We start from the raw sequence: 19,589 nt of genomic DNA on the forward strand, positions 1-19,589 counted from the left end.
ATTAAAATAAAAGCATACGATCATGTTACCGAAGAGTTTCATAATCGTATGCTTTATTTATTTGTATGCCTGTCTTACAAAATTTTAAGAAAGTGTAACTAAAAACATGTCTCAGTCCAACCAAGAAGGCTTTTTATCTTAAAAATTTCGTCCGTTTTTACCGTAACCGTATTTTTCCATAAAGTCTTGACGGAATTCCAAAAGGTTATCATCCATGATTGCTTGACGGACATTTTTCATTAGGTTAATCAAGAAAAATAGATTGTGATAACTGGTCAAACGAATACCAAATGTCTCGTCGGCCTTAAGTAAATGACGGAGATACGCACGTGTGTAGTTTTTACATGTGTAGCAATCGCACTCTGGATCTAATGGTGTAAAGTCCTCAGCGAACTGAGCGTTTTTAACCACAAGACGTCCTTGACTTGTCATGCAAGTTCCATTACGTGCAATGCGTGTTGGTAGTACACAGTCAAACATATCAACCCCACGAATTACGCCATCAATCAAGCTATCTGGTGCTCCAACACCCATGAGATAGCGTGGTTTATTCTCTGGTAAAAGTGGGGTGGTGAAGTCCAGGACAGCATTCATTTCATCATGTGTCTCCCCAACAGCCAATCCCCCAATAGAGTATCCTGGAAAATCCATGCTAACCAAATCATGAGCTGATTGGCGACGAAGATCCTCAAAACCAGCACCCTGTACAATACCAAATAAGCCTTGATCATGCGGACGGCGGTGAGCCTTAAGACCACGTTCTGCCCAACGACTGGTTCTTTCAATCGATTTTTTTACATAGTCGTAAGGTTGATAGAACTGCGGACACTCGTCGAAACTCATCATAATATCCGAACCAAGATTGTTCTGAATTGAGATAGCTTTTTCAGGTGACAAGAACATTTTACTACCATTGAGATGGTTTTTAAATGTAACACCTTCTTCAGTAATATTTCGGCTATCTGCTAGAGAGTATACTTGGAAACCACCTGAGTCAGTCAAAATCGGTTGATCCCAATTCATAAACTTGTGCAAACCACCTGCACGCGCCACTAAGTCGTCACCTGGACGAAGCCACAGATGATAGGTATTGGATAGGATAATCCCTGATCCCATCTCTTTCAATTCTTCAGGCGACATGGTCTTTACCGTTGCCTGAGTCCCAACTGGCATAAACATCGGGGTTGGAAAGGTCCCATGTGGGGTAATAATTTCACCCAAACGAGCACCTGTATGCTTTTCTTTCTTAATCAAGCGATACTTGATTGGAACATCTGTCATCTTTTATTTACCTCCCGCTAGGAAAAACAGTCCTAGGAATTTAATCTTGCATGGTCTAATCGATTGTTCTGTCTTATGAAAAATAAACAAGTATCATTTTCATGTATATCCGACGAATCGTTTTGAAAGTTGAGAAGAACAAAACTTACTGTAACTAACTTGAAATAAGGAATCGATTAATTTCCACAGCACCTTCCAGTCTATCAAAAAAAATCTAGCTTGTCATCTAGAATTATGTTACAATGTCTATCAAAGGAGACCCTATCTATGTTGACTATTGCTACAATTACTGACAAGGCTAGAAAAACATTACAAAATACTCCCAACATCTTTCAAATTGCACTTATTCCAGTGCTCATATCCGTCAGTGTCCAACTTTTCTCATCCACTCGTCAATCTATTCTTGAGGTATACTTGTCACAAGATGGATCCAATCTACATTTCAGTTACCTACTGTCTAGCATACTATTTCCTATCTTTTTTGGACTCTTAATGAGCCTGTTATATCTATCTATAACGTGGACTCTTTTCAAAGGCATTAAACAGGGAGCGAATGAATACAGAGTGAGCAGTTCATTGGCCATTTTTCAACATGAACAGTTTAAAAAGATTTTCTTTACTTTCATCTTAAAGCGCATTTTGTTATTTCTTTGGGGCCTTATTTTCTACATCGGACTAGTATGTTTTTTAGGCTCAATTATCTATTTATCGAGTTTTCTCCTTTCACAAGGGAGCGTTACCGAGGTTCAAATTCCCTATGACATTCTCAGTGTGACAGGTATGCTGTTTTTCATCGGATTTTTGCTGATGATCATTGGATTGATTATTTATCTACCTCAAATCTACGCCTATTCGCAAGTTGAGACAGTTTTATTTGACCAATTAACCACGAATGACTACCGCAATCCTCTTTCTACCATTAAACACAGTCGGAACCTAATGAAAGGATACAAAATGAAACGCTTTCTGTTAGATCTGCATTTCATCGGATGGTTCCTACTTTCTACTATCACCTTCGGTGTAGTTGGCATTTATGTATTGCCTTACTATCATGCTGCGCAAATCCACTTTTACACTGCACTATTAGAAGATCAGAAGCATTCATTTGTAAAAACATCAGCTTAGAAGATGATTTCGGTCTAGTTTCTTACTAACTAGCTGATAGAATATATCATAGCTTTCAAAAAAACACCCTTATCCAATTGCTAAATATAATTGGATAAGGGTACTTTTTTTTTCATATTTACTCTACTTCACTTCTCACACACTGCAAGGCAGCTCCGATAACTTGGTGCATATCGTAGTAACGATAATGACCAAGACGCCCACCAAATATAACATTCTCTTGTTGTTCTGCGAGGCGTTTATAAGCAGTATAGAGTTTGTTGTTACGATCATTGTTGACTGGATAATATGGCTCATCGCCTCGTGTCCATGTCTTCGAATACTCACGTGTAATAATGGTTTTCGGTTGTGTACCAAATTCAAAATGTTTGTGTTCGATAATTCGAGTAAATGGCGTTTCACTATCTGTGTAGTTCACAACTGCATTCCCTTGATAGTTTTCCATATCCAAGACCTCTGTCTCAAATCGAAGGCTACGATATTCCAATTCACCAAGTTGGTAATCAAAGAACTCGTCAATCATTCCTGTAAAGACAATCTTCGGATAGGTCGCTAAATAGTCTTTTTTATTGGCAAAGAAATCAACATTTGTCTCCACATCAATATTGTCATGATCCAACATTTTTTCAACAATCTGCGTGTAACCACCGATCGGAATACCTTGGTAGGTATCGTTAAAATAGTTATTGTCGTAAGTCAAACGCACGGGTAAACGACGGATGATAAAAGCAGGCAACTCCGTACATGGTTTTTCCCATTGTTTCTCGGTGTATGACTTGATCAATTTTTCATAGATGTCTGTACCTACAAGGGAAATAGCTTGCTCTTCCAAGTTTTCAGGTGTTTTTCCACCCAACACAGCACGTTGCTCTGCAATTTTAGCTTCTGCTTCTGCAGGAGTGACCACGCCCCAGAGCTTGTTAAAGGTATTCATGTTGAATGGGAGGTTGTAGATTTCACCCTTGTAGTTGGCGACTGGTGTATTTGTATAGCGGTTGAACTCCGCAAACTGATTCACATATTCCCAAATTTCCTTCTCAGAAGTGTGGAAAATATGGGCTCCATATTCATGGACCTGAATGCCTTCTACCTCTTTTGTATAGATGTTTCCAGCAATGTGGTCTCGTTTTTCGATAACCTTGATTTTTTTACCCTTTTTAGCTGCCTCATGAGCAAAGACTGCACCGAACAGACCTGCACCAACAACTAGATAATCATAATTGTTCATTAATTTGATCAAACCTTTCTTACAAAACAAAGTTGTTTATCAGTGGAAGCCATAACATCAAACTGAAATCCGTCGACCCTTGCTTCCTTTAATTGTTCCAAGGTCACACAATTTGTCTCTGCCATCCATGACAAAAATCTGCCTCTCCCCTTTTTGGATATTGTGGAATGTATTTTCCTCTTGCCATTCTTTTCTTCCACAAACAGTACCCTTATCATTCTCTTTTGAATTTCCGGAGAAAAAACTTGTTCAAATTCCGAAGATGCCAAAGAAATAATGACTTCTTCGTTTTCCAGACAAGCATCATAAAAGGGACGCCAAAATTGCTTCAATGATTTTCCCATCACTTTTAAACTCCCTTGAAAATCCAAACGATGAGGTGCAATGAGGGAGAATGGAGATATCAATCCATAAAAACCAGTTGCAATATAAACATGATCTTTCATGTAAGACAGTTCCTGGTCAGAAAGGTCAGTTCGGTGCATATAACGATACATCAATCCATCATACAAGAGCCAAGCAGGATATGTTTTTGCTTGACCATGCTCTATCCTTGTCCAACGATCTTTCTCCAGCTCCGCTCTTTCCAGTGGCAATTTATAAAAATCTGCTAACTGCTGAGAATCTTTACTTGCAAGCTCAGATAAAACTTGCAAACTTTCTGGAGATAAATCCTGAAAAGCTTGTGGATCCATATTTGTATTTAATTCTTTAGCATTTGGTAAAATAATCTTCATGCCTTTCATTATAACACAGGCCTCGCTTCTCTGCCTACTCTGCACAGTTTGTTCTTGTCTTACTTGAAACAATGCTATATACTAATAGTAAATCATCTGTAAGGGGACAGTTGACATGACAAAATACCAGCAAATTATCTCAGATATTAACCAAGCTATTGAAAACCATACTTATAAACGTGGGCAAAAACTCCCATCAGTACGGCAACTTAGTCAAACTTACCAGTGCAGCAAAGACACTGTACAAAAGGCCTTGGTCGAACTCAAATACCAAAAGAAAATCTATTCTGTCGAAAAAAGTGGATACTACATCCTGGAAGACCAACATTTCAAGGAAGATATGGTCGATTTAAATCCAGCCGATTTTCAGGAATTACCATACGAAGATTTCCGCATTTGTCTTCATGAAAGCCTCATTGGAAGAGAAAACTATCTCTTTAACTACTACCACCAACAAGAAGGACTGGCAGAATTGATTTCCTCTGTCCAGAGCCTTCTAATGGATTACCATGTCTATACAAAAAAAGACCAGTTGGTCATTACCGCTGGTAGCCAACAGGCTTTGTATATTCTAACGCAAATGACATTGACCAATGACAAATCTGATATATTAATTGAAAAGCCTACCTATTCACGGATGGTCGAACTCGTTCAACACCAAGGGATTCCTTATCAAACCATTGAACGCAACCTTGATGGCATTGACCTCGAAGAATTAGAATCCATTTTCAAAAAAGGAAATATCAAATTTTTCTATACTATTCCTCGCTTGCATAACCCTCTCGGTTCAACCTATGACCTGGCCACTAAAACAGCCATTGTAAAACTTGCTAACCAATACAACGTCTACATCATTGAAGATGATTATTTAGCAGATTTTGACTCCAGCCACAGTCTTCCATTGCATTACCTTGATACAGACAATCGTGTCATCTATATCAAATCCTTCACCCCCACACTCTTTCCTGCACTACGAATTGGTGCAATTAGCCTTCCCAACCAATTACGCGATGCCTTTATACAACACAAAAGCTTGATTGACTACGATACCAACCTCATCATGCAAAAGGCACTTTCACTGTATATTGATAATGGTATGTTTACACGAAATACACAGCACCTTCATCAAATACATCACGTACAGTGGAATAAAACGAAAGAATGCCTCAATCAACATTCTCTAACCGTTCCATATCGTATTTCAAAAGGAAGTGTAACCTTTCAACTTGAAAAAGGGACCGTAACGCCTGCCATTCAACAGCAAATCAGAATGAGTCAATTTTTTGAAGGCGAAAAGCATGATTTCCTCCAATTGCACTATGGGGAGGATCTCCCAGAGAGGCTGGACATGCTTCAGCAACGATTGCAATCCAAATAAATCGAATAAACAAATCCCCCTCAGCTTCATCATTAGTGCCGAAGGGGAATTTATTTATATCATATTAATTATTTGCTTCTGTCTATTGGACGGATGCCTCAATTTCATAGCCCATCAGCAATCCTCCGTCTTCTGCATAAAAACTGCACAATCCAGACGTTGCAACCTCATCAATGATGGCAGCAGGAAAACTATGTCGAACCAACTCTGAAAATTCTTGGAAAAACTTCACATTGTTACGGTGTGCCATTACAATGCGCCCTCCTTGATACCCTGCTTTCTTCATTTCTTCGAAAGCCGCTTTGACAGATTTTTTATGACCTCGCGCTTTTTGAAGCAACTCAAGCTTGCCCTCAGCACTCGCTTCACCAACCATTCGAATATTTAGCAGTCCAACAACTGTTCCAACCAGTTTGCTCAGACGACCATTCTTAACAAGATTATCCACTTTAGCCAATACGAAGAGAAGCTTACTATGGTTTTGGTAATGGGTGATAGCCTCTACTACTTGTGGGAAATCCAAACCTGTTCCAATCAACCGGTTGATTTCATCCACCAAAAGTCCATTTCTCCACCGGCTGACAAGCTATCAATCAGGTGAATTTGAACTTCTGGATGCTCCTCCAAATACATATCTCTTGCTATCCGAGCTGCATTAAAGCTTCCTGACAATCCACCAGTAATTGTCAAGACAATAATATGATCAGCTCCTTCAAAAGCGGACTGATATGCCTGAGGACTCGGACATGCTGAACCTGCTGCAGCCTTAGAAGTTTCCATCACATGCATCATATGGTCAATATCCAAGCCTGCATCGTCAACGAATGCTTCATCTCCCACCTGAATAGTAAGTGGCACGCTAATAAATTCGGTATTTGGCGCCAGATTTGCTAATTGACGGTAATCACAGCCAGAATCTGCGACAATTTTCCATTTTGACATAGGATTCTCATTTCTAGTTTTACTTTTTTATTTGACAATAAATCTCTATTTACTTACAATTATATCATTCAACAATCCCAGCTGAAAGCATTTACTTTCAGACGTCACACAAGTGGAAAGGATGAATATGACCGAGCGTAAGATTTCACCCAAATCATTAAAAAATCTCTATCAATCTAATAAAGAAGCCAATCAGCTAACCAAGGAATCTATCGAAACCGCTCTGCTATTTCTCCTAGAGAAAAAAGAACTTAAGCAAATTTCGGTTTCCGAGTTAGTACGAAAAGCAGGGGTTTCTCGAAATGCATTCTATCGGAACTACAAATCAAAAGAAGAGATTCTAGAAGCCTATTACGAACGGACTTCCAGCAACCTTAAAAAGAAATGGCATGATTTGCAGGACAAGGTTCAAAAGGACGGCGTCAAGCAAAGCTTTGCAGATTTTGTCCAGGAACAAAAACGTAAGGCAGAGCAAAGCAAAACTATGTCCAATGTCAGCCAATGGATCAAGGAAAAAACAAAACGGGATTAAAAGTCCCGTTTTTTGTTGTTTTCTCTCTATTTTTTGCCTAATTTTCTAGTCTTTTTGAGGGCGGCGGCGACTGCCTTAATAACGGCGTAACGGAAGCCTTCTTTTTCAAGAGCCACTACGCCTGCAATAGTCGATCCACCTGGCGAGGTCACTTCTTGCCTCAACTGGGCTGGATGCTTGTCGCTGGATAATACCATTTGAGCAGTTCCAGCCAAGGTTTGTGCAGCCAAAATTTTCGCATCCTCCGCTGTAAGACCATTCTGCACACCAGCATCTGTCAGGGCCTCAATCATCTGATAGACGAAGGCAGGTCCACAGCCCGCGATAGCCGTCGCAGCATCTATCAACTTCTCTGGCACTTGCTGTACCTTGCCAGATTTTTCTAAAATTTGTTCCAATAGCGGAGCGAGTTCTTGATTGACCACGCTATAGGTTGTCATACCTTGGCCGATAGCGACAGGTGTATTGGGCATGATACGAATGAGTTTATCTGCAGACACAAATTCTTCCAGGCTGTCAAGGGTCACTCCTGCTGCCATGGAAATCCAGATAGCTGATGGATTCTGGCTAATCTGGTCCTGCAAGCCTGACAAGACTGTCTGAATCAGGTGAGGCTTAACCCCAAGGAAAATCACCTCGGCCTGCTCTGCTATTTCCCCATTAGAAAAAAGCTGACCTCCCACCTTCTCTTGAAGAGCATGGGCTTTTACTGGGTTGTGGTTGCTGAGGAGGAGCTGAGTGTCTGCCTGCTGGCTGACCGCTTGAGCTAGAGCCGCTCCCATATTGCCCAGTCCAATAAATCCAATCTTCATCTTGTCCTCCTAACGAATATGGCCGTCGCCTGTGATGATGTACTTGTAAGTTGTCATTTCACGCAGTCCCATTGGACCACGAGCGTGCATCTTCTGGGTAGAAATGCCCAGCTCACAGCCCAGACCAAACTCGCCGCCGTCAGTAAAACGGGTCGAGGCATTGACATAGACTGCCGCTGAGTCCACGTAGAGTGTGAACAAGTCTGCCGTCTGGCTGTTTTCCGTCACAATGGCCTCGCTATGTCCAGTCGAATGTTGGCCGATGTGTCTGATGGATTCTTCTACGCTTGATACGACTTTGACAGCCATGATATAGTCTAAAAATTCCGTGTCAAAATCTTGGTCGCCTGCTGGTGTGGATTGTTTTAGAATTGCCTGTGCCTGACTGTCAGCACGTAATTCCACCTGACCAGAAAGAGCTTCTTCCAAACGAGGCAAGAATTGACTGGCAATTGATTCGTGGACCAGCAAGACTTCAACCGCATTGCAGACTGAGGGACGACTGGTTTTGGCATTGACCACAATCCGCAAGGCCTTGTCCAAGTCCACATCCTTGTCCACATAGACATGGCAGATACCTGTGCCTGTTTCTATAACTGGCACAGTCGCATTTTCTACTACGGCTTGAATAAGTCCTGCACCGCCACGTGGCACCAAGAGGTCAATCTTGCCTTTGGCAGTCATCAACTCGGTCGCAGAGGCACGGCTGGTATCTTGGACTAACTCGATGACCTTAGGTGATAGGCCAACTTCTTCCAAACCTGCCTTGAGGGCTGTGACAATAGCCTGGGCCGAATGAAAAGCTTCCTTGCCACCACGCAAGATGACCGCATTACCACTCTTGATTGCCAAGGCTGCGGCATCTGAGGTCACATTTGGACGGCTTTCGTAAATCATTCCCACCAATCCAAAGGGTATTGATTTCTTGCAAATGTTCAAGCCGTCTGCCCGAGTGGATTCTTCCAAGACTAATCCGACAGGATCTGGCAAGCCAATCAAGGACCGAATGCCATCTGCCATGGCTTCAATTCGTTCAGCAGTCAGGAGCAATCTGTCCTGCATGACTTGGCTAATCTTGCCTTGGGCATTTTTCATATCAATGGCATTGCCTGCTAAAATTGCCTCAGTCTGAGCAACCAACTGGTCTGCCATTGCTGATAGGGCCTGATTTTTTTGTTCTGTTGTCGCTAGGTTGATTGAAGCCTTGTGGGCCAATAAACTATCTAATAATACCTGTGTTGTTGTCATATATTTCTCCTCCTTAGTCTTTCTGTTTGCTCATTCGTCAACATAAAAAAGATAAACTAAATTACTATAAGCTCACCCAATCGTTGCGGTGAATCAACACACCTTCTGCTCTGCCATTTTTTAACTTGTTCTGCAAGTCTTCGGACGATAGTTTGACCCGACCTTTGCCAATCAAACGATGTTCACTTTGGCTATATACTTCGACAACTTGCCCTACACCAAAATCACCTTCGATAGCTTTGACACCAGCTACTAACAAACTTCGACCTTGATGCAACATCGCTTCAACAGCACCTGCATCCACTTCAACAGTCGCATCAGTCCGAGCATAGAAAGCCATCCACTGTTTTCGTTGATTCATGGCATGTTCATCTGCTAAGAACAAGGTTCCTCTATTAGCCTGACTAACAGCCTGAAGCAAAGCGGTATCTTCTTTAGAAGAACAAATAAATACTGGCACGCCTGACTTGGTTGCAATCTGAGCTGCTTGTAGTTTAGTAGTCATGCCTCCTGTCCCATTAGACGAACCAGCCCCTGCAGCCATGGCAAATAGGTCTTCCGTGATTTCTTTAATTTCAGGTAAATGCTCTGCTGTGGGATCACTATTTGGGTTTGCAGTATATAACCCGTCCACATCGGTCAATAAGACCAGAAGATCTGCCTTTAAGAGAGAGGCAACTTGAGCAGACAAGGTATCGTTATCCCCCACCTTAATCTCCTCAATGGCAATGGTGTCATTTTCATTAATAATGGGAATCGCACGTTGTTTAAGTAAGACTTGCAAGGCCCGAGAAGCATTCCGATATCGTCGCGCGTCAGCAAAATCATCTTGCGTTAATAGAATTTGCGCTGATACAATGCCATCTTTCATCAAATTTTGTGTATATTCTTCAATCAAAAGTCCTTGACCCACTGCCGCAGAAGCCTGTTTTTCTGCAATTTTCGTCGGTCGCTTATCAAAGCCCAATCGTCTAAATCCTGCAGCAATAGAACCTGAGGTTACCAATACGATTTGATAGCCCTTTTGATGGAGTTGAGCCAATTGATTGGTAATGCGAGCTATTTTAATTCGATCCAGACTTCCATTGTCTTGTGTCAGGGAACTCGTTCCCACCTTAAATACTATTGTTTTTTCAGTCATCGTAGCTTCTCTCTCAAAGTAATATTTGAAAAATTATACCATAGAATTAAATATTTTTCTATATTGATGGAAAAAAGAGCAAGCCATACGCATGAAAAAAAAGAGGCTAGACTCATCACATCTAGCGATCTTATTGTTTGTCAATCCGCAACTCATTCTTCAAAATATTGCTGCACAGTTCGACAAATTTCTTTTTCATCTATTTTCGTTAGTTGATAATCTTTCTGTAAAAAGGAAAGAATTTGGTGCCCATATCGTTTTGTATAGACCCTGTTATCTAAAACCAATACAATCGATTCTTGAGTTGACTGACGATTGGTCCTTCCAATAGCCTGTTTTAATTTGATCATCATCAGTGGCAAGTTATAATCGTAAAAAGGATTCTTCCCTTCATTTCTCAAATGATCATTTATTTTCTGGACAAATCGATCCTTCGGATTTTCAAAAGGTAACCGAGTGATGACTTGAATCAATTGATTATGGCTTGAAAAGTCTACACCCTCCCAGAACATTCCTGTTCCAAGCAATAGTTGACATTCTCCACGCTCAAATTTTCGTTTTAATGTTATTTCCTGACCATGTTTATGTTGGGCCAAATGAGGAAGATCGTACTGATCTAGTAAATCAGAAACCTGTAACAATAAAGAAATGGAGGTAAATAAAACCAAGATCGGTTTGCCCAGCTCTGCCATTTCAACCAAATGACGCGCCAGATAATCAGCGTGTTCGACTTTTGGCAATTTTATGATGTCTGGAAGATTCGTTGGAAAAATAATTTCTTGGTTTTCCACTTTTTTGGTTGGCAATAAATCCATTGTAGCCTGTTCAAAGCCCAATAGGTCAGATAGATTTATCTGATTGCTGATAACCAAGGTAGCACTAATACAAAAGATCTTGGACTTTGGTAAGAGACTCGCTACATTTAGCAAGCCATCCTTTGCTCCTCTCAAATAAGCAACACGTTTTTCTTCTAACACCTTTTCTTCCAACCAAAATGCATCATAATAATCTAAAAACTGCAATAATTCACGCAAATCACTATCCTGTAACTCAGTCAAATTTTGACGAACCTGCGCTAGTTCCTCTTTATGAATTTCTCGGTAACCATTCTGTCGAAAACGAGTCAAAAAATGACTGAGTTCAAACTGACTCGATTCAAATAAGCGCTGTTCCAATATCGAATCAGCCTTGTCCTTCTTGCTTTGCAAGAGCTGTAAAGCAATGCCCAACTCTTGTGAATCAGTCGCCAAGTTTTCAGCAGCCAGTAGAAATTTCTGCGCCTCATCAATCACCACGATACGGTGCTCCATGAGAGGATCTTGATCCTTGAGATGATGAAGGAAATAGGCATGATTCGTGATGAGCAATCGACATGACTGTGCTTGTTGATTCAGTCTTCTCCAAAAATCCCACTCCCAAAACAAACTCTCAGAATCTATTGTTCCATCATGGCTAATGTCGTCAAAATAAGACTGATAACGCTGTTTTTGCTTCAACTCATCTAAGTCACCTGTGTGAGTTTCAGTCAGCCAAACCAGCACTTGCATTTTGAATAAATTGACAAGTCGATTGCTATCCTGTTTTTGCAAAGATTTCCAAAATTTATCCAAATCTATAAAATGCTTTGGGGATTTTATAGAGACGATTGGAATTTGAAATATTTCTTGTAATTTACATCCTTCATTTTCTATGATTTGCTCTTGGAGGAGTTTTGTTGGAACAGTCACTAATAATGGCTGATCTGTTTTGGCAAGAAGAGGAAGCAGATAGCCATAAGTCTTCCCTAGTCCTGCTTGTGCCTGAATAAAATGCACATTTTCTTGATCATCCAATCGTTTTTCAACAACTGTTGCAAAAGCTGTTTGGTTTTTCCGTTCGTGCAAGCCTAGTAGAGCGATGTTGGTCAAAAAATCTTCGGACAGATGATAAGCCTGCTTTGTTTCAAGTGGTCTTTTAAGTACCAATCCATGAACTACCTCGAAACTTTCTGACAGATTATCTGACAAATAGGGAACCATCTCATCAATAACCAATCGACTCTCAAAAAGTAGCTGATCAGCTAAGAGCAAGAGATTCTCCACCATGAAAGTGGGGAGACTTTTAATTTTCTCTTGAATTTTGATGAGCAATCGAGCGGTTGCCAAGGCATCAGAAATGGCCGTATGAGCCTGTTCTAAACCCAAATCCAAATATTCCGCCAAATTCCCCAGACTATATTTATCAAAGGTCGGAAAGAAAAGTTGGGATAACTCAACCGTATCGACTCTTGGTGACAACAAATCATAGCCCTCAAAAAAGAGAGCCTCAGCCAACAAGTTTGCATCAAATTTAACATTATGAGCTACGAAAATAGCATCACCAATCAGCTCATAGATTTTTCCAGCAACTTGTCCAAAATCAGGTGCTATGGCCAATTGCTGGTCCGTAATCCCTGTTAAATTTTTTATATGGTCATCTAATAATTCATAGGGATTAATATCTGTGGAATAGGTCTCTACTATTTCCCTATTTTCAACGATAACAATCCCGATTTGAATAATTTTTGCATCTATACCAGTACCCGTAGCTTCCAAATCTACTACAGCGTATCGATTGCTTGTTCTAGTTATATCCATAATGACATTATAGCATATTCCATTTATAGGCAAAAGCTCCAAACAAAATCCATGAAGAATGCCATTTTTTTTGTTACACTAATACCGTCTTTGATTGTGTATAGACTATTATGAATGAAAATTAGGGGAGCGAACATGAAAATCCATAAAACAATCAATCCAGTGGCCGTCCAAAATACCTATTATCTTGAGAGTGATACCCATCTGATTGTAGTAGATCCTGGTAGTGATTGGAACAAGATTCATGATAAGATTGAACAAATTGGAAAACCAATAACTGCAATACTCTTGACCCATACTCATTACGATCATATTATGAGTTTGGACATTCTACGTGAAACCTACCACTTTCCACCTGTATATGTTGCAGAAAGTGAAGCTAGCTGGCTTTACACACCAGAAATGAACCTGTCCGGACTACCTCGTCATGACGATATGGAAAATGTCATTTGCAAACCCGCAGAACAAATCTTTCAGTTTGAAAAAGAATACAAATTTGATGGTTTTCATTTTATAGTGGTTCCCACACCTGGCCATTCGATTGGTGGTGTATCCTTCATCTTCCCTGAAGAAGAATGCGTGATAACAGGTGATGCCCTATTTCGTGAAACCATTGGTCGGACAGACCTTCCTACAAGTAATTTTGAAGACTTGATTTATGGAATCCAAAACAACATATTTACTCTACCAAATCACTATACTGTCTACCCTGGTCATGGACAAAATACGACCATTGCACATGAAAAAAATTTCAATCCATTTTTTAAGCGATAAAAAAATCCTGAGAAGCAACTTCTCGGGATTTTTTCTAAATTTAAATCTTCAAATAACGGTTCATTGATATCATTGATCCAAGCGAGCCAATAAGAATTCCTATTATAAATAGAGCAGCGATCATAGCTGGAATAAATATATCTAAACCGATTAAGGATAAATCTTGGCTAGCCAAACTACTATTAACCGAAGTATATACCATATTATACAAGAAGTATACCAAGGCTGATGGAATGATGGCTCCTAGCAAACCAACCCACGCCCCCTCCCATAAGAATGGACCACGGATATAACCATTTTTTGCCCCAACTAATCGCATAATTTGAATCTCTCTACTGCGAGAAATAATTGTAATACGAATCGTGTTAGAAATTAAGAATATTGCTGTAAACAATAGCAAGGCAGTTGCGGCTAATCCCCATGTACGGACCAAGCCAGCTAATTTAAAAATTCGCTCTGTCTCCACTTCTCCATCACGCACCTCTGTTACTCCGTCAATCTTTGCAATTTCAGCAGCGACTGATTTAACATACTGAGGTTCCGTCGTATCAATAATATAAGCATCGTAAAGCGGATTAGCATCCCCTTGGAACAAGTTCCACGTTTCACCCAACGTCTCAGTCAATTTCTTCAACTGATCATCCTTGCTGGAATATGTAACTGTTTCGACATTAGGAAGAGCTGTAATCTGATTATAAACTGCCTTGTAATCCGGATTTGCAACTGTCTGACCCTCGTCATTTACAATCGTTTCGGCTTGATCTGTAGAATTTGCCCTCAAATAAACATTTATCCGTACATTATTCTCCAAGTCAGAAGCAAGCTTGGCTGTATTTAAAATCACCGAAGCGAATAAACCAACCATTGTCAATGTAATCGCCACGGAAGAAATTGCCGCAATCGTCATCCAACCATTACGTTTCAAGCTTTTTAAAGACTCTACAAAGTGCCTAAAAAATCGTCTAATCATCGTATCCATACTCTCCTTGTTCTTGGTCTCGTACTACTCGGCCATCTTCAATGGCGATAACACGATGGCGGAGGGTATTAACAATCTGACTATTATGTGTCGCCATAAGGACTGTTGTCCCTTGTAGATTGATACGCTCCAAAAGATTCATAATTTCCCATGAATTCTCTGGGTCCAAGTTACCAGTTGGTTCATCAGCAATTAATACCTTAGGATTATTTACAATTGCACGTGCAATTGCAATCCGTTGTTGTTCACCACCTGAAAGCTCATTTGGGAATGAACGAATCTTATGTTTCAAACCAACCAAATCCAAAACTTCCATGACACGTTTCTTGATATTACGAGGTTTCTCACCGATAACTTCCATCGCATAGGCAATATTTTCAAAAACAGTCTTTTTAGGTAAGAGTTTGTAGTCTTGGAAAACCACTCCAACACTACGACGTAGAAGAGGAACATCTCTCTTTTTAATTTTTGCAAGATCGAACTTACCAACCATTAAACTTCCCTTATCGAGTTTTTCCTCCCGATACAATAGTTTGATAAATGTTGATTTCCCTGCACCAGAGGGACCTACAATATAGGCAAATTCTCCAGCCTCAACATTGACCGATACATTACGTAAGGCCGTTGTTCCGTTACCATATTTCTTGGTAACCTCTTTCATTTCAATAATTCTCATAGGATTTTCTGTCTCAGACAGTCCTTTCTTAAGATTTGAGAACCTGTATTAACAGTTCAGCACTTCCATCAAAGGCTAGTTTTTCAGCTACTCATCGTTAGTTTTTTCAAAATACAGTCCGCATTCTCTCAAAAAACTTCCTTGATTAGATGAAAACCTACCTTTTAAATATAAGTACTTTACTTGTAAATACGAATTCTTAGCTAATTCGCCATTTTAAATAAGCATCTATAAAGCCGTCCAAGGCACCGTCCATCACTTTGTCAACTTGAGCCACCTCATAACCTGTACGGTGGTCTTTTACCATTGTATAAGGTGTAAAGACATAAGAACGAATCTGACTTCCCCAAGTGATCTCTTTCTTGTCACCCTTGAGTGAGTCTACTTCTGCCGCTTTCTTCTCCTGCTCCAATTGATACAATTTAGCCTGCAAGAGTTTCATTGCACGGTCTCGGTTTCCATACTGAGTGCGGTCAACTGTGGACTGAGTCACAATCCCTGTCGGAATGTGCGTCAATCGAACACCTGTTGAGACCTTGTTGACGTTCTGTCCACCAGCACCACCTGAACGGAAGGTATCCATCTTCACTTCATCATCTCTGATTTCAATTTCAATGGTATCGTCCAACTCAGGCATTACCTCTACAGATGTAAAGGAAGTATGACGACGCTTAGCTGAGTCAAAAGGTGAGATGCGCACCAACCGATGAACACCCATTTCTGACTTCAGCAAACCATATGCATTGGGACCGGTAAAGCTAAGGGTCACAGACTTAATACCTGCCTCATCACCAGCTTGATAATCCAATGTTTCTACTGTAAAACCTTTGGCATTTCCATAGCGCTGATACATCCGCAGAAGCATTTCTCCCCAGTCTTGTGCCTCGGTACCACCCGAACCTGGATGAATTTCCAAGATAGCATTATTGTGGTCGTAAGGTTCTGACAACAAAAGGGTCATCTCGTAAGCAGTCATGGCTTTGTCCAATTCTGCCAACTTTTCAACCAGTTCATCCCGAACAGACTCATCTTCCACTAGAAAATCTAGCAATATTTCAGATTCATCATATAAATCCAACATCTGATGGAAATTTCCATAGGTATTTTTTAATTCATTCAACTCCTGAGACGTCTTCTGGGCTGCCAAATTATCATTCCAGAAATCTGGCTCCGTCATCTTGTTCTCAAGAATGGCAATCTCTTCTTCCAGACCTTCTAAGTCAAAGAGACCCCCTAAAAGAAGTTAATTTTTTGCCAAGTTCTTCAACCTTTTGGCGAATTTCTGCTGTATCCATATACACCTCATTTTGATTCATAATCTTTATTATATCACATTTGCAAGTCCTTGACCATGTTGAGAAAGGCCGTTTGCTCTGCTATGACATCATCATTGTCTGATGAAATACCTGCAATAAAGGAAACTATCTCATCATTGGGCTGTTTGACCAATTGCCCCAAAGCCCAGATAGCTGTCGCCATGTGGATTGGATTTTGCTTCTTATCAATAATTTCTAGGAGTTTGGGAATGGCAGAGCGGTCATTACTATTGGCCAAGGCAATGATAGCATTGCGCTGAAGAATATTTTTCCCTCGCCAAGAGCCAGCAATCATGCCAAATTTTTCCTTAAATTGTCCATTTGATAAGTCCAAGAATGGAATCAGCTCAGGCTCAGCCAATTCTGGGTCAATCTCCACCACAGGCGGACTGGAAATTCCCTTGTTGTAAGGACAACAAATCTGGCAAATATCACAACCATAGATGACAGTCTTGATTTTCTTACGAAATTCCAAGTCCATCATCCCCTTATCTTGTGTCTGAAAGGACAGGCAACGACGGGCATTCATGGTCGTGTCACCTAATAGACAAGAGGTCGGACAGGCTGCAACACAGCGATTGCATTCACCACAATCATAATCTACTGGTTGATCTGGTTCGATGTCCAGGTTGGTCACTAATTCTCCTAGAAACATATAGGAACCAAATTCCTTAGAAATGACTAGCCCATTCTTACCGATAAAGCCAATTCCTGCACGACGAGCGACCGCTGTATCCACCAAAGCTCCTGTATCTACCATAGCCTTGTATTCCAAACCATCCGTCAGTTTCTCAATTCCCCGTGCCAAACGCTCCATCTTATCTTGCAAGATATAGTGGTAATCAAGCCCCCATGAACTAGGGGTAATCTTCCCACGTTTGTATTGAGTCTTCTGCGGTTTGACAGGCAAATGTCGAGGATAAGCTACCGCGATAGAAATGATGGTTTTGGCAGATTCTAACGACAGTTTGGGACGGATACGTTCTCCGATATTCTTGTGTTCAAATCCTGACGAACGCCCTTCTTCCTGACTAGCACGAAGTGATTTCTCCAAATAAGCAAAATCATCAGCCGTTGTAAAACCAATCTTCGAGATTCCGATTTCCTGAGATAATTTAATAATCTCTTCTTTTATATTCATTATCTTCATTTTAGCAAACTTTGGATATATTTAGCAAGACCTACATAGCTAAATAAGTTATTAATATAACAAAAAACGTTAGCACAAAACAAAAAATATTCATACGAACATAGGCCTTCTCCCGCCAAATACTGGTCAAGACATACATGATATTAATACCGATTGCTCCCCCTAAGCCGTTAGCCAGTAAATCAGTTATGTCTGCAACCCCAAGTAAAAGAAGATATTGCAGAACCTCAAAGCAGAGACTCACTAACATAATCAAACATAGATTAGCCACCCACGATGCCTTGCGAAATAGCATTTCCATATAGATACCAAAGGGAATAAAACTTACAATATTAAATAGAATTTCTGGAAAATCTAACACTCCATCATAGACTGCTGTTCCTGCAAACGGAATTAAGTTTATACTAGCATAACCATAGCGTCCATAAACGATGCTCAAGTCCATCTTAAAGACAATCATCCAAGCAAGTAAAAGGAGATAGGCAAAAAATAAAAACACACTCATTTTCTTTGTCTGCATAGAAATTCTCCTCTCAACTAGCATATTTTATCATTATATCATAAATGCTGTTCTATAAAATGTCACTTCTGTGACAAAGCTCGTTCCATATTACAAGTACTTTACAACCTACTAAAACAGAAAAGGAAGACACTACCAAGCTTCCCCTTATTTCCAAAAAAATCTTATTAAAATGTCTGATTGCTATACTGAAAAGCCTTATATTGATGGATTTGTAGCATCAAACGTTCAAAGTTTGCTTCCTTACATGCTCGCATGATTAAGAAGCAATCAATAAATTTCCACAAGTAAACACCAATAAAAAATAAAAAACCTATCAAAATAAATAGCGTTACAAACGAAATGATAAATGCAATTAATTTTGCAAACCCCAGCCCCTTATTTCCAGCATAAAACCGATCCACTCCAAATTCACCGAAAAAAATAGCTAAAATAAGAGCAACTAGAGGCTGACGCAATTCAACCATCATGAGAGCATTTAAGGCTCCTTCGTCCAAATCTTCCAACTCCTGTTGAAGAATCAGTAACTTATCTGAAGGCAAATAACTACTTTTACTAAAAACATACTGCTGAAGATTATTCATATACTTTCTCACCTCATAAAAATTATAGCAGTTTCTTTCGTCTCAAGCAAGTATTGAAAGGACAACCATTCCAGAATATATTTGCATGTTTTTTTCTGTTTCGCTATAATAAAACTAGATTACGAGGAGGTTCTTATGAGAATTATAATTCATTATCCAAAACCTATCAAACAACTATCCTCCCAAAAACTTCCACTTCTGGTAGATGGAAAAATTGCTGGGACAGTTACACAAGGTAAAATTCTAAGCTTACCAATTACACAACCATCTGTTACACTAAGCGTTCGAGGGGATAAAAAGTCAGCCATTCAAGTTGAAGAAGGCGATAGGGTTCAAATAGTAGAGAATAGCAAGTACTTCATTCTCTACTATTTCAGCCTGGCTATCGTACCAATCGCCTTACTGTTTAACTTACCAACTCTTGTCAAAACCATCCTCCTCGTACTAGCACTTGCCATTACTTTGTTAGGACAACTAATCTTTCCAAAATACATTATCCTTAGAGAAAAAAGCTCAGACCACTAAATCTGAGCTTTTATTTTTTCTTTATG

The 19,589-nt window shown here is 40.0% G+C and carries 18 protein-coding genes and 1 pseudogene; 5 read left to right on the forward strand and 14 right to left on the reverse strand.

The window, feature by feature from the left end:
- Positions 1–138: 138 nt before the first annotated feature.
- Positions 139–1,281 (reverse strand): tRNA guanosine(34) transglycosylase Tgt, encoded by a 1,143-nt coding sequence (gene tgt, locus K6V48_RS00935; RefSeq protein WP_024391247.1) that lies wholly within the window; start codon positions 1,279–1,281, stop codon positions 139–141.
- 267 nt (positions 1,282–1,548) lie between these two features.
- Here tgt and K6V48_RS00940 point away from each other — a divergent pair, with 267 nt between their 5' ends.
- Positions 1,549–2,406, forward strand: a complete 858-nt coding sequence (locus tag K6V48_RS00940; protein ID WP_222367324.1) for a DUF975 family protein — start codon at positions 1,549–1,551, stop codon at positions 2,404–2,406.
- A gap of 118 nt (positions 2,407–2,524) precedes the next feature.
- Here the strand turns inward: K6V48_RS00940 and glf are convergent, their stop codons facing one another.
- Both glf and yaaA read right to left on the reverse strand, forming a co-directional pair.
- Positions 2,525–3,634 carry a UDP-galactopyranose mutase gene (gene glf, locus K6V48_RS00945; protein ID WP_222367446.1) on the reverse strand — a complete coding sequence of 370 codons (1,110 nt, stop codon included), beginning with the start codon at positions 3,632–3,634 and terminating at the stop codon, positions 2,525–2,527.
- Positions 3,635–3,642: 8 nt separating this feature from the next.
- Complete coding sequence (yaaA, locus tag K6V48_RS00950) at positions 3,643–4,371, reverse strand: peroxide stress protein YaaA (RefSeq protein ID WP_222367328.1); 729 nt, start codon at positions 4,369–4,371, stop codon at positions 3,643–3,645.
- A 115-nt stretch (positions 4,372–4,486) separates the two neighbouring features.
- Between yaaA and K6V48_RS00955 the strand changes: the two genes are divergently transcribed.
- Entirely contained in the window at positions 4,487–5,749 is a 1,263-nt protein-coding gene (locus tag K6V48_RS00955) for an aminotransferase-like domain-containing protein (RefSeq protein ID WP_222367330.1), read from the forward strand.
- Positions 5,750–5,831: 82 nt separating this feature from the next.
- Here the strand turns inward: K6V48_RS00955 and K6V48_RS00960 are convergent.
- Positions 5,832–6,691, reverse strand: a pseudogene (locus K6V48_RS00960) (DegV family protein).
- Positions 6,692–6,818: 127 nt separating this feature from the next.
- Here K6V48_RS00960 and K6V48_RS12140 point away from each other — a divergent pair.
- Positions 6,819–7,223 (forward strand): TetR/AcrR family transcriptional regulator, encoded by a 405-nt coding sequence (locus K6V48_RS12140; protein ID WP_222367447.1) that lies wholly within the window; start codon positions 6,819–6,821, stop codon positions 7,221–7,223.
- Positions 7,224–7,249: 26 nt separating this feature from the next.
- Here the strand turns inward: K6V48_RS12140 and proC are convergent, their stop codons facing one another.
- From proC to K6V48_RS00985, 4 genes are all read right to left on the reverse strand, one after another.
- The gene (proC, locus tag K6V48_RS00970) at positions 7,250–8,035 is read right to left on the reverse strand and encodes a pyrroline-5-carboxylate reductase (protein ID WP_222367331.1); all 786 of its coding nucleotides are present in this window, start codon (positions 8,033–8,035) and stop codon (positions 7,250–7,252) included.
- A 9-nt stretch (positions 8,036–8,044) separates the two neighbouring features.
- Positions 8,045–9,283: a glutamate-5-semialdehyde dehydrogenase gene (locus tag K6V48_RS00975; protein ID WP_222367333.1), complete on the reverse strand. Its 1,239-nt coding sequence runs from the start codon at positions 9,281–9,283 to the stop codon at positions 8,045–8,047.
- A 64-nt stretch (positions 9,284–9,347) separates the two neighbouring features.
- The gene (gene proB / locus K6V48_RS00980; protein WP_172016108.1) at positions 9,348–10,424 is read right to left on the reverse strand and encodes a glutamate 5-kinase; all 1,077 of its coding nucleotides are present in this window, start codon (positions 10,422–10,424) and stop codon (positions 9,348–9,350) included.
- Positions 10,425–10,576: 152 nt separating this feature from the next.
- Complete coding sequence (locus K6V48_RS00985) at positions 10,577–13,039, reverse strand: bifunctional DnaQ family exonuclease/ATP-dependent helicase (RefSeq protein WP_222367335.1); 2,463 nt, start codon at positions 13,037–13,039, stop codon at positions 10,577–10,579.
- Positions 13,040–13,174: 135 nt separating this feature from the next.
- Between K6V48_RS00985 and K6V48_RS00990 the strand changes: the two genes are divergently transcribed.
- A complete protein-coding gene (locus K6V48_RS00990; RefSeq protein WP_172016106.1) occupies positions 13,175–13,813 on the forward strand; it encodes an MBL fold metallo-hydrolase in 639 nt (212 codons plus the stop codon).
- 40 nt (positions 13,814–13,853) lie between these two features.
- On the opposite strand, the gene ftsX is transcribed toward K6V48_RS00990, so the two are convergent.
- From ftsX to K6V48_RS01020, 6 genes are all read right to left on the reverse strand, one after another.
- A complete protein-coding gene (gene ftsX / locus K6V48_RS00995) occupies positions 13,854–14,783 on the reverse strand; it encodes a permease-like cell division protein FtsX (protein ID WP_161942947.1) in 930 nt (309 codons plus the stop codon).
- Entirely contained in the window at positions 14,776–15,468 is a 693-nt protein-coding gene (ftsE, locus tag K6V48_RS01000) for a cell division ATP-binding protein FtsE (protein WP_105127475.1), read from the reverse strand. The genes ftsX and ftsE overlap by 8 nt, the downstream gene beginning before the upstream one ends.
- Positions 15,469–15,667: 199 nt before the next feature.
- Positions 15,668–16,763 (reverse strand): peptide chain release factor 2 gene (prfB, locus tag K6V48_RS01005; protein WP_222367336.1). Its coding sequence is split into 2 segments (ribosomal slippage): positions 15,668–16,690 and positions 16,692–16,763, totalling 1,095 coding nucleotides; the frame shifts between segments, so codons are not numbered across the junction.
- Between the two features lie 34 nt (positions 16,764–16,797).
- Positions 16,798–17,925, reverse strand: coding sequence for a tRNA epoxyqueuosine(34) reductase QueG (gene queG / locus K6V48_RS01010; protein ID WP_172016103.1), 1,128 nt, complete (start codon positions 17,923–17,925; stop codon positions 16,798–16,800).
- Positions 17,926–17,965: 40 nt separating this feature from the next.
- Positions 17,966–18,454, reverse strand: a complete 489-nt coding sequence (locus K6V48_RS01015) for a VanZ family protein (protein ID WP_172016102.1) — start codon at positions 18,452–18,454, stop codon at positions 17,966–17,968.
- Positions 18,455–18,621: 167 nt separating this feature from the next.
- The gene (locus K6V48_RS01020; protein WP_172016101.1) at positions 18,622–19,038 is read right to left on the reverse strand and encodes a TM2 domain-containing protein; all 417 of its coding nucleotides are present in this window, start codon (positions 19,036–19,038) and stop codon (positions 18,622–18,624) included.
- A 135-nt stretch (positions 19,039–19,173) separates the two neighbouring features.
- Here K6V48_RS01020 and K6V48_RS01025 point away from each other — a divergent pair, with 135 nt between their 5' ends.
- Positions 19,174–19,563: a hypothetical protein gene (locus tag K6V48_RS01025; RefSeq protein WP_222367339.1), complete on the forward strand. Its 390-nt coding sequence runs from the start codon at positions 19,174–19,176 to the stop codon at positions 19,561–19,563.
- Positions 19,564–19,589 lie beyond the last annotated feature (26 nt).

This window comes from Streptococcus suis, assembly GCF_019794555.1.
GTDB classification, from domain to species: Bacteria; Bacillota; Bacilli; order Lactobacillales; family Streptococcaceae; genus Streptococcus; species Streptococcus suis_AB.

Excerpts from the sequence above, each read along its gene's own strand:
- proB (WP_172016108.1), bottom strand. The coding sequence starts at position 10,424 with ATGACTGAAAAAACAATAGTATTTAAGGTGGGAACGAGTTCCCTGACA.
- glf (WP_222367446.1), bottom strand. The coding sequence starts at position 3,634 with ATGAACAATTATGATTATCTAGTTGTTGGTGCAGGTCTGTTCGGTGCA.
- ftsE (WP_105127475.1), bottom strand. The coding sequence starts at position 15,468 with ATGAGAATTATTGAAATGAAAGAGGTTACCAAGAAATATGGTAACGGA.
- K6V48_RS12140 (WP_222367447.1), top strand. The coding sequence starts at position 6,819 with ATGACCGAGCGTAAGATTTCACCCAAATCATTAAAAAATCTCTATCAA.
- K6V48_RS01015 (WP_172016102.1), bottom strand. The coding sequence starts at position 18,454 with ATGCAGACAAAGAAAATGAGTGTGTTTTTATTTTTTGCCTATCTCCTT.
- K6V48_RS00990 (WP_172016106.1), top strand. The coding sequence starts at position 13,175 with ATGAAAATCCATAAAACAATCAATCCAGTGGCCGTCCAAAATACCTAT.
- K6V48_RS01025 (WP_222367339.1), top strand. The coding sequence starts at position 19,174 with ATGAGAATTATAATTCATTATCCAAAACCTATCAAACAACTATCCTCC.
- ftsX (WP_161942947.1), bottom strand. The coding sequence starts at position 14,783 with ATGATTAGACGATTTTTTAGGCACTTTGTAGAGTCTTTAAAAAGCTTG.
- K6V48_RS00940 (WP_222367324.1), top strand. The coding sequence starts at position 1,549 with ATGTTGACTATTGCTACAATTACTGACAAGGCTAGAAAAACATTACAA.
- queG (WP_172016103.1), bottom strand. The coding sequence starts at position 17,925 with ATGAATATAAAAGAAGAGATTATTAAATTATCTCAGGAAATCGGAATC.
- K6V48_RS00975 (WP_222367333.1), bottom strand. The coding sequence starts at position 9,283 with ATGACAACAACACAGGTATTATTAGATAGTTTATTGGCCCACAAGGCT.
- K6V48_RS00955 (WP_222367330.1), top strand. The coding sequence starts at position 4,487 with ATGACAAAATACCAGCAAATTATCTCAGATATTAACCAAGCTATTGAA.
- proC (WP_222367331.1), bottom strand. The coding sequence starts at position 8,035 with ATGAAGATTGGATTTATTGGACTGGGCAATATGGGAGCGGCTCTAGCT.
- K6V48_RS00985 (WP_222367335.1), bottom strand. The coding sequence starts at position 13,039 with ATGGATATAACTAGAACAAGCAATCGATACGCTGTAGTAGATTTGGAA.
- yaaA (WP_222367328.1), bottom strand. The coding sequence starts at position 4,371 with ATGAAGATTATTTTACCAAATGCTAAAGAATTAAATACAAATATGGAT.
- K6V48_RS01020 (WP_172016101.1), bottom strand. The coding sequence starts at position 19,038 with ATGAATAATCTTCAGCAGTATGTTTTTAGTAAAAGTAGTTATTTGCCT.
- tgt (WP_024391247.1), bottom strand. The coding sequence starts at position 1,281 with ATGACAGATGTTCCAATCAAGTATCGCTTGATTAAGAAAGAAAAGCAT.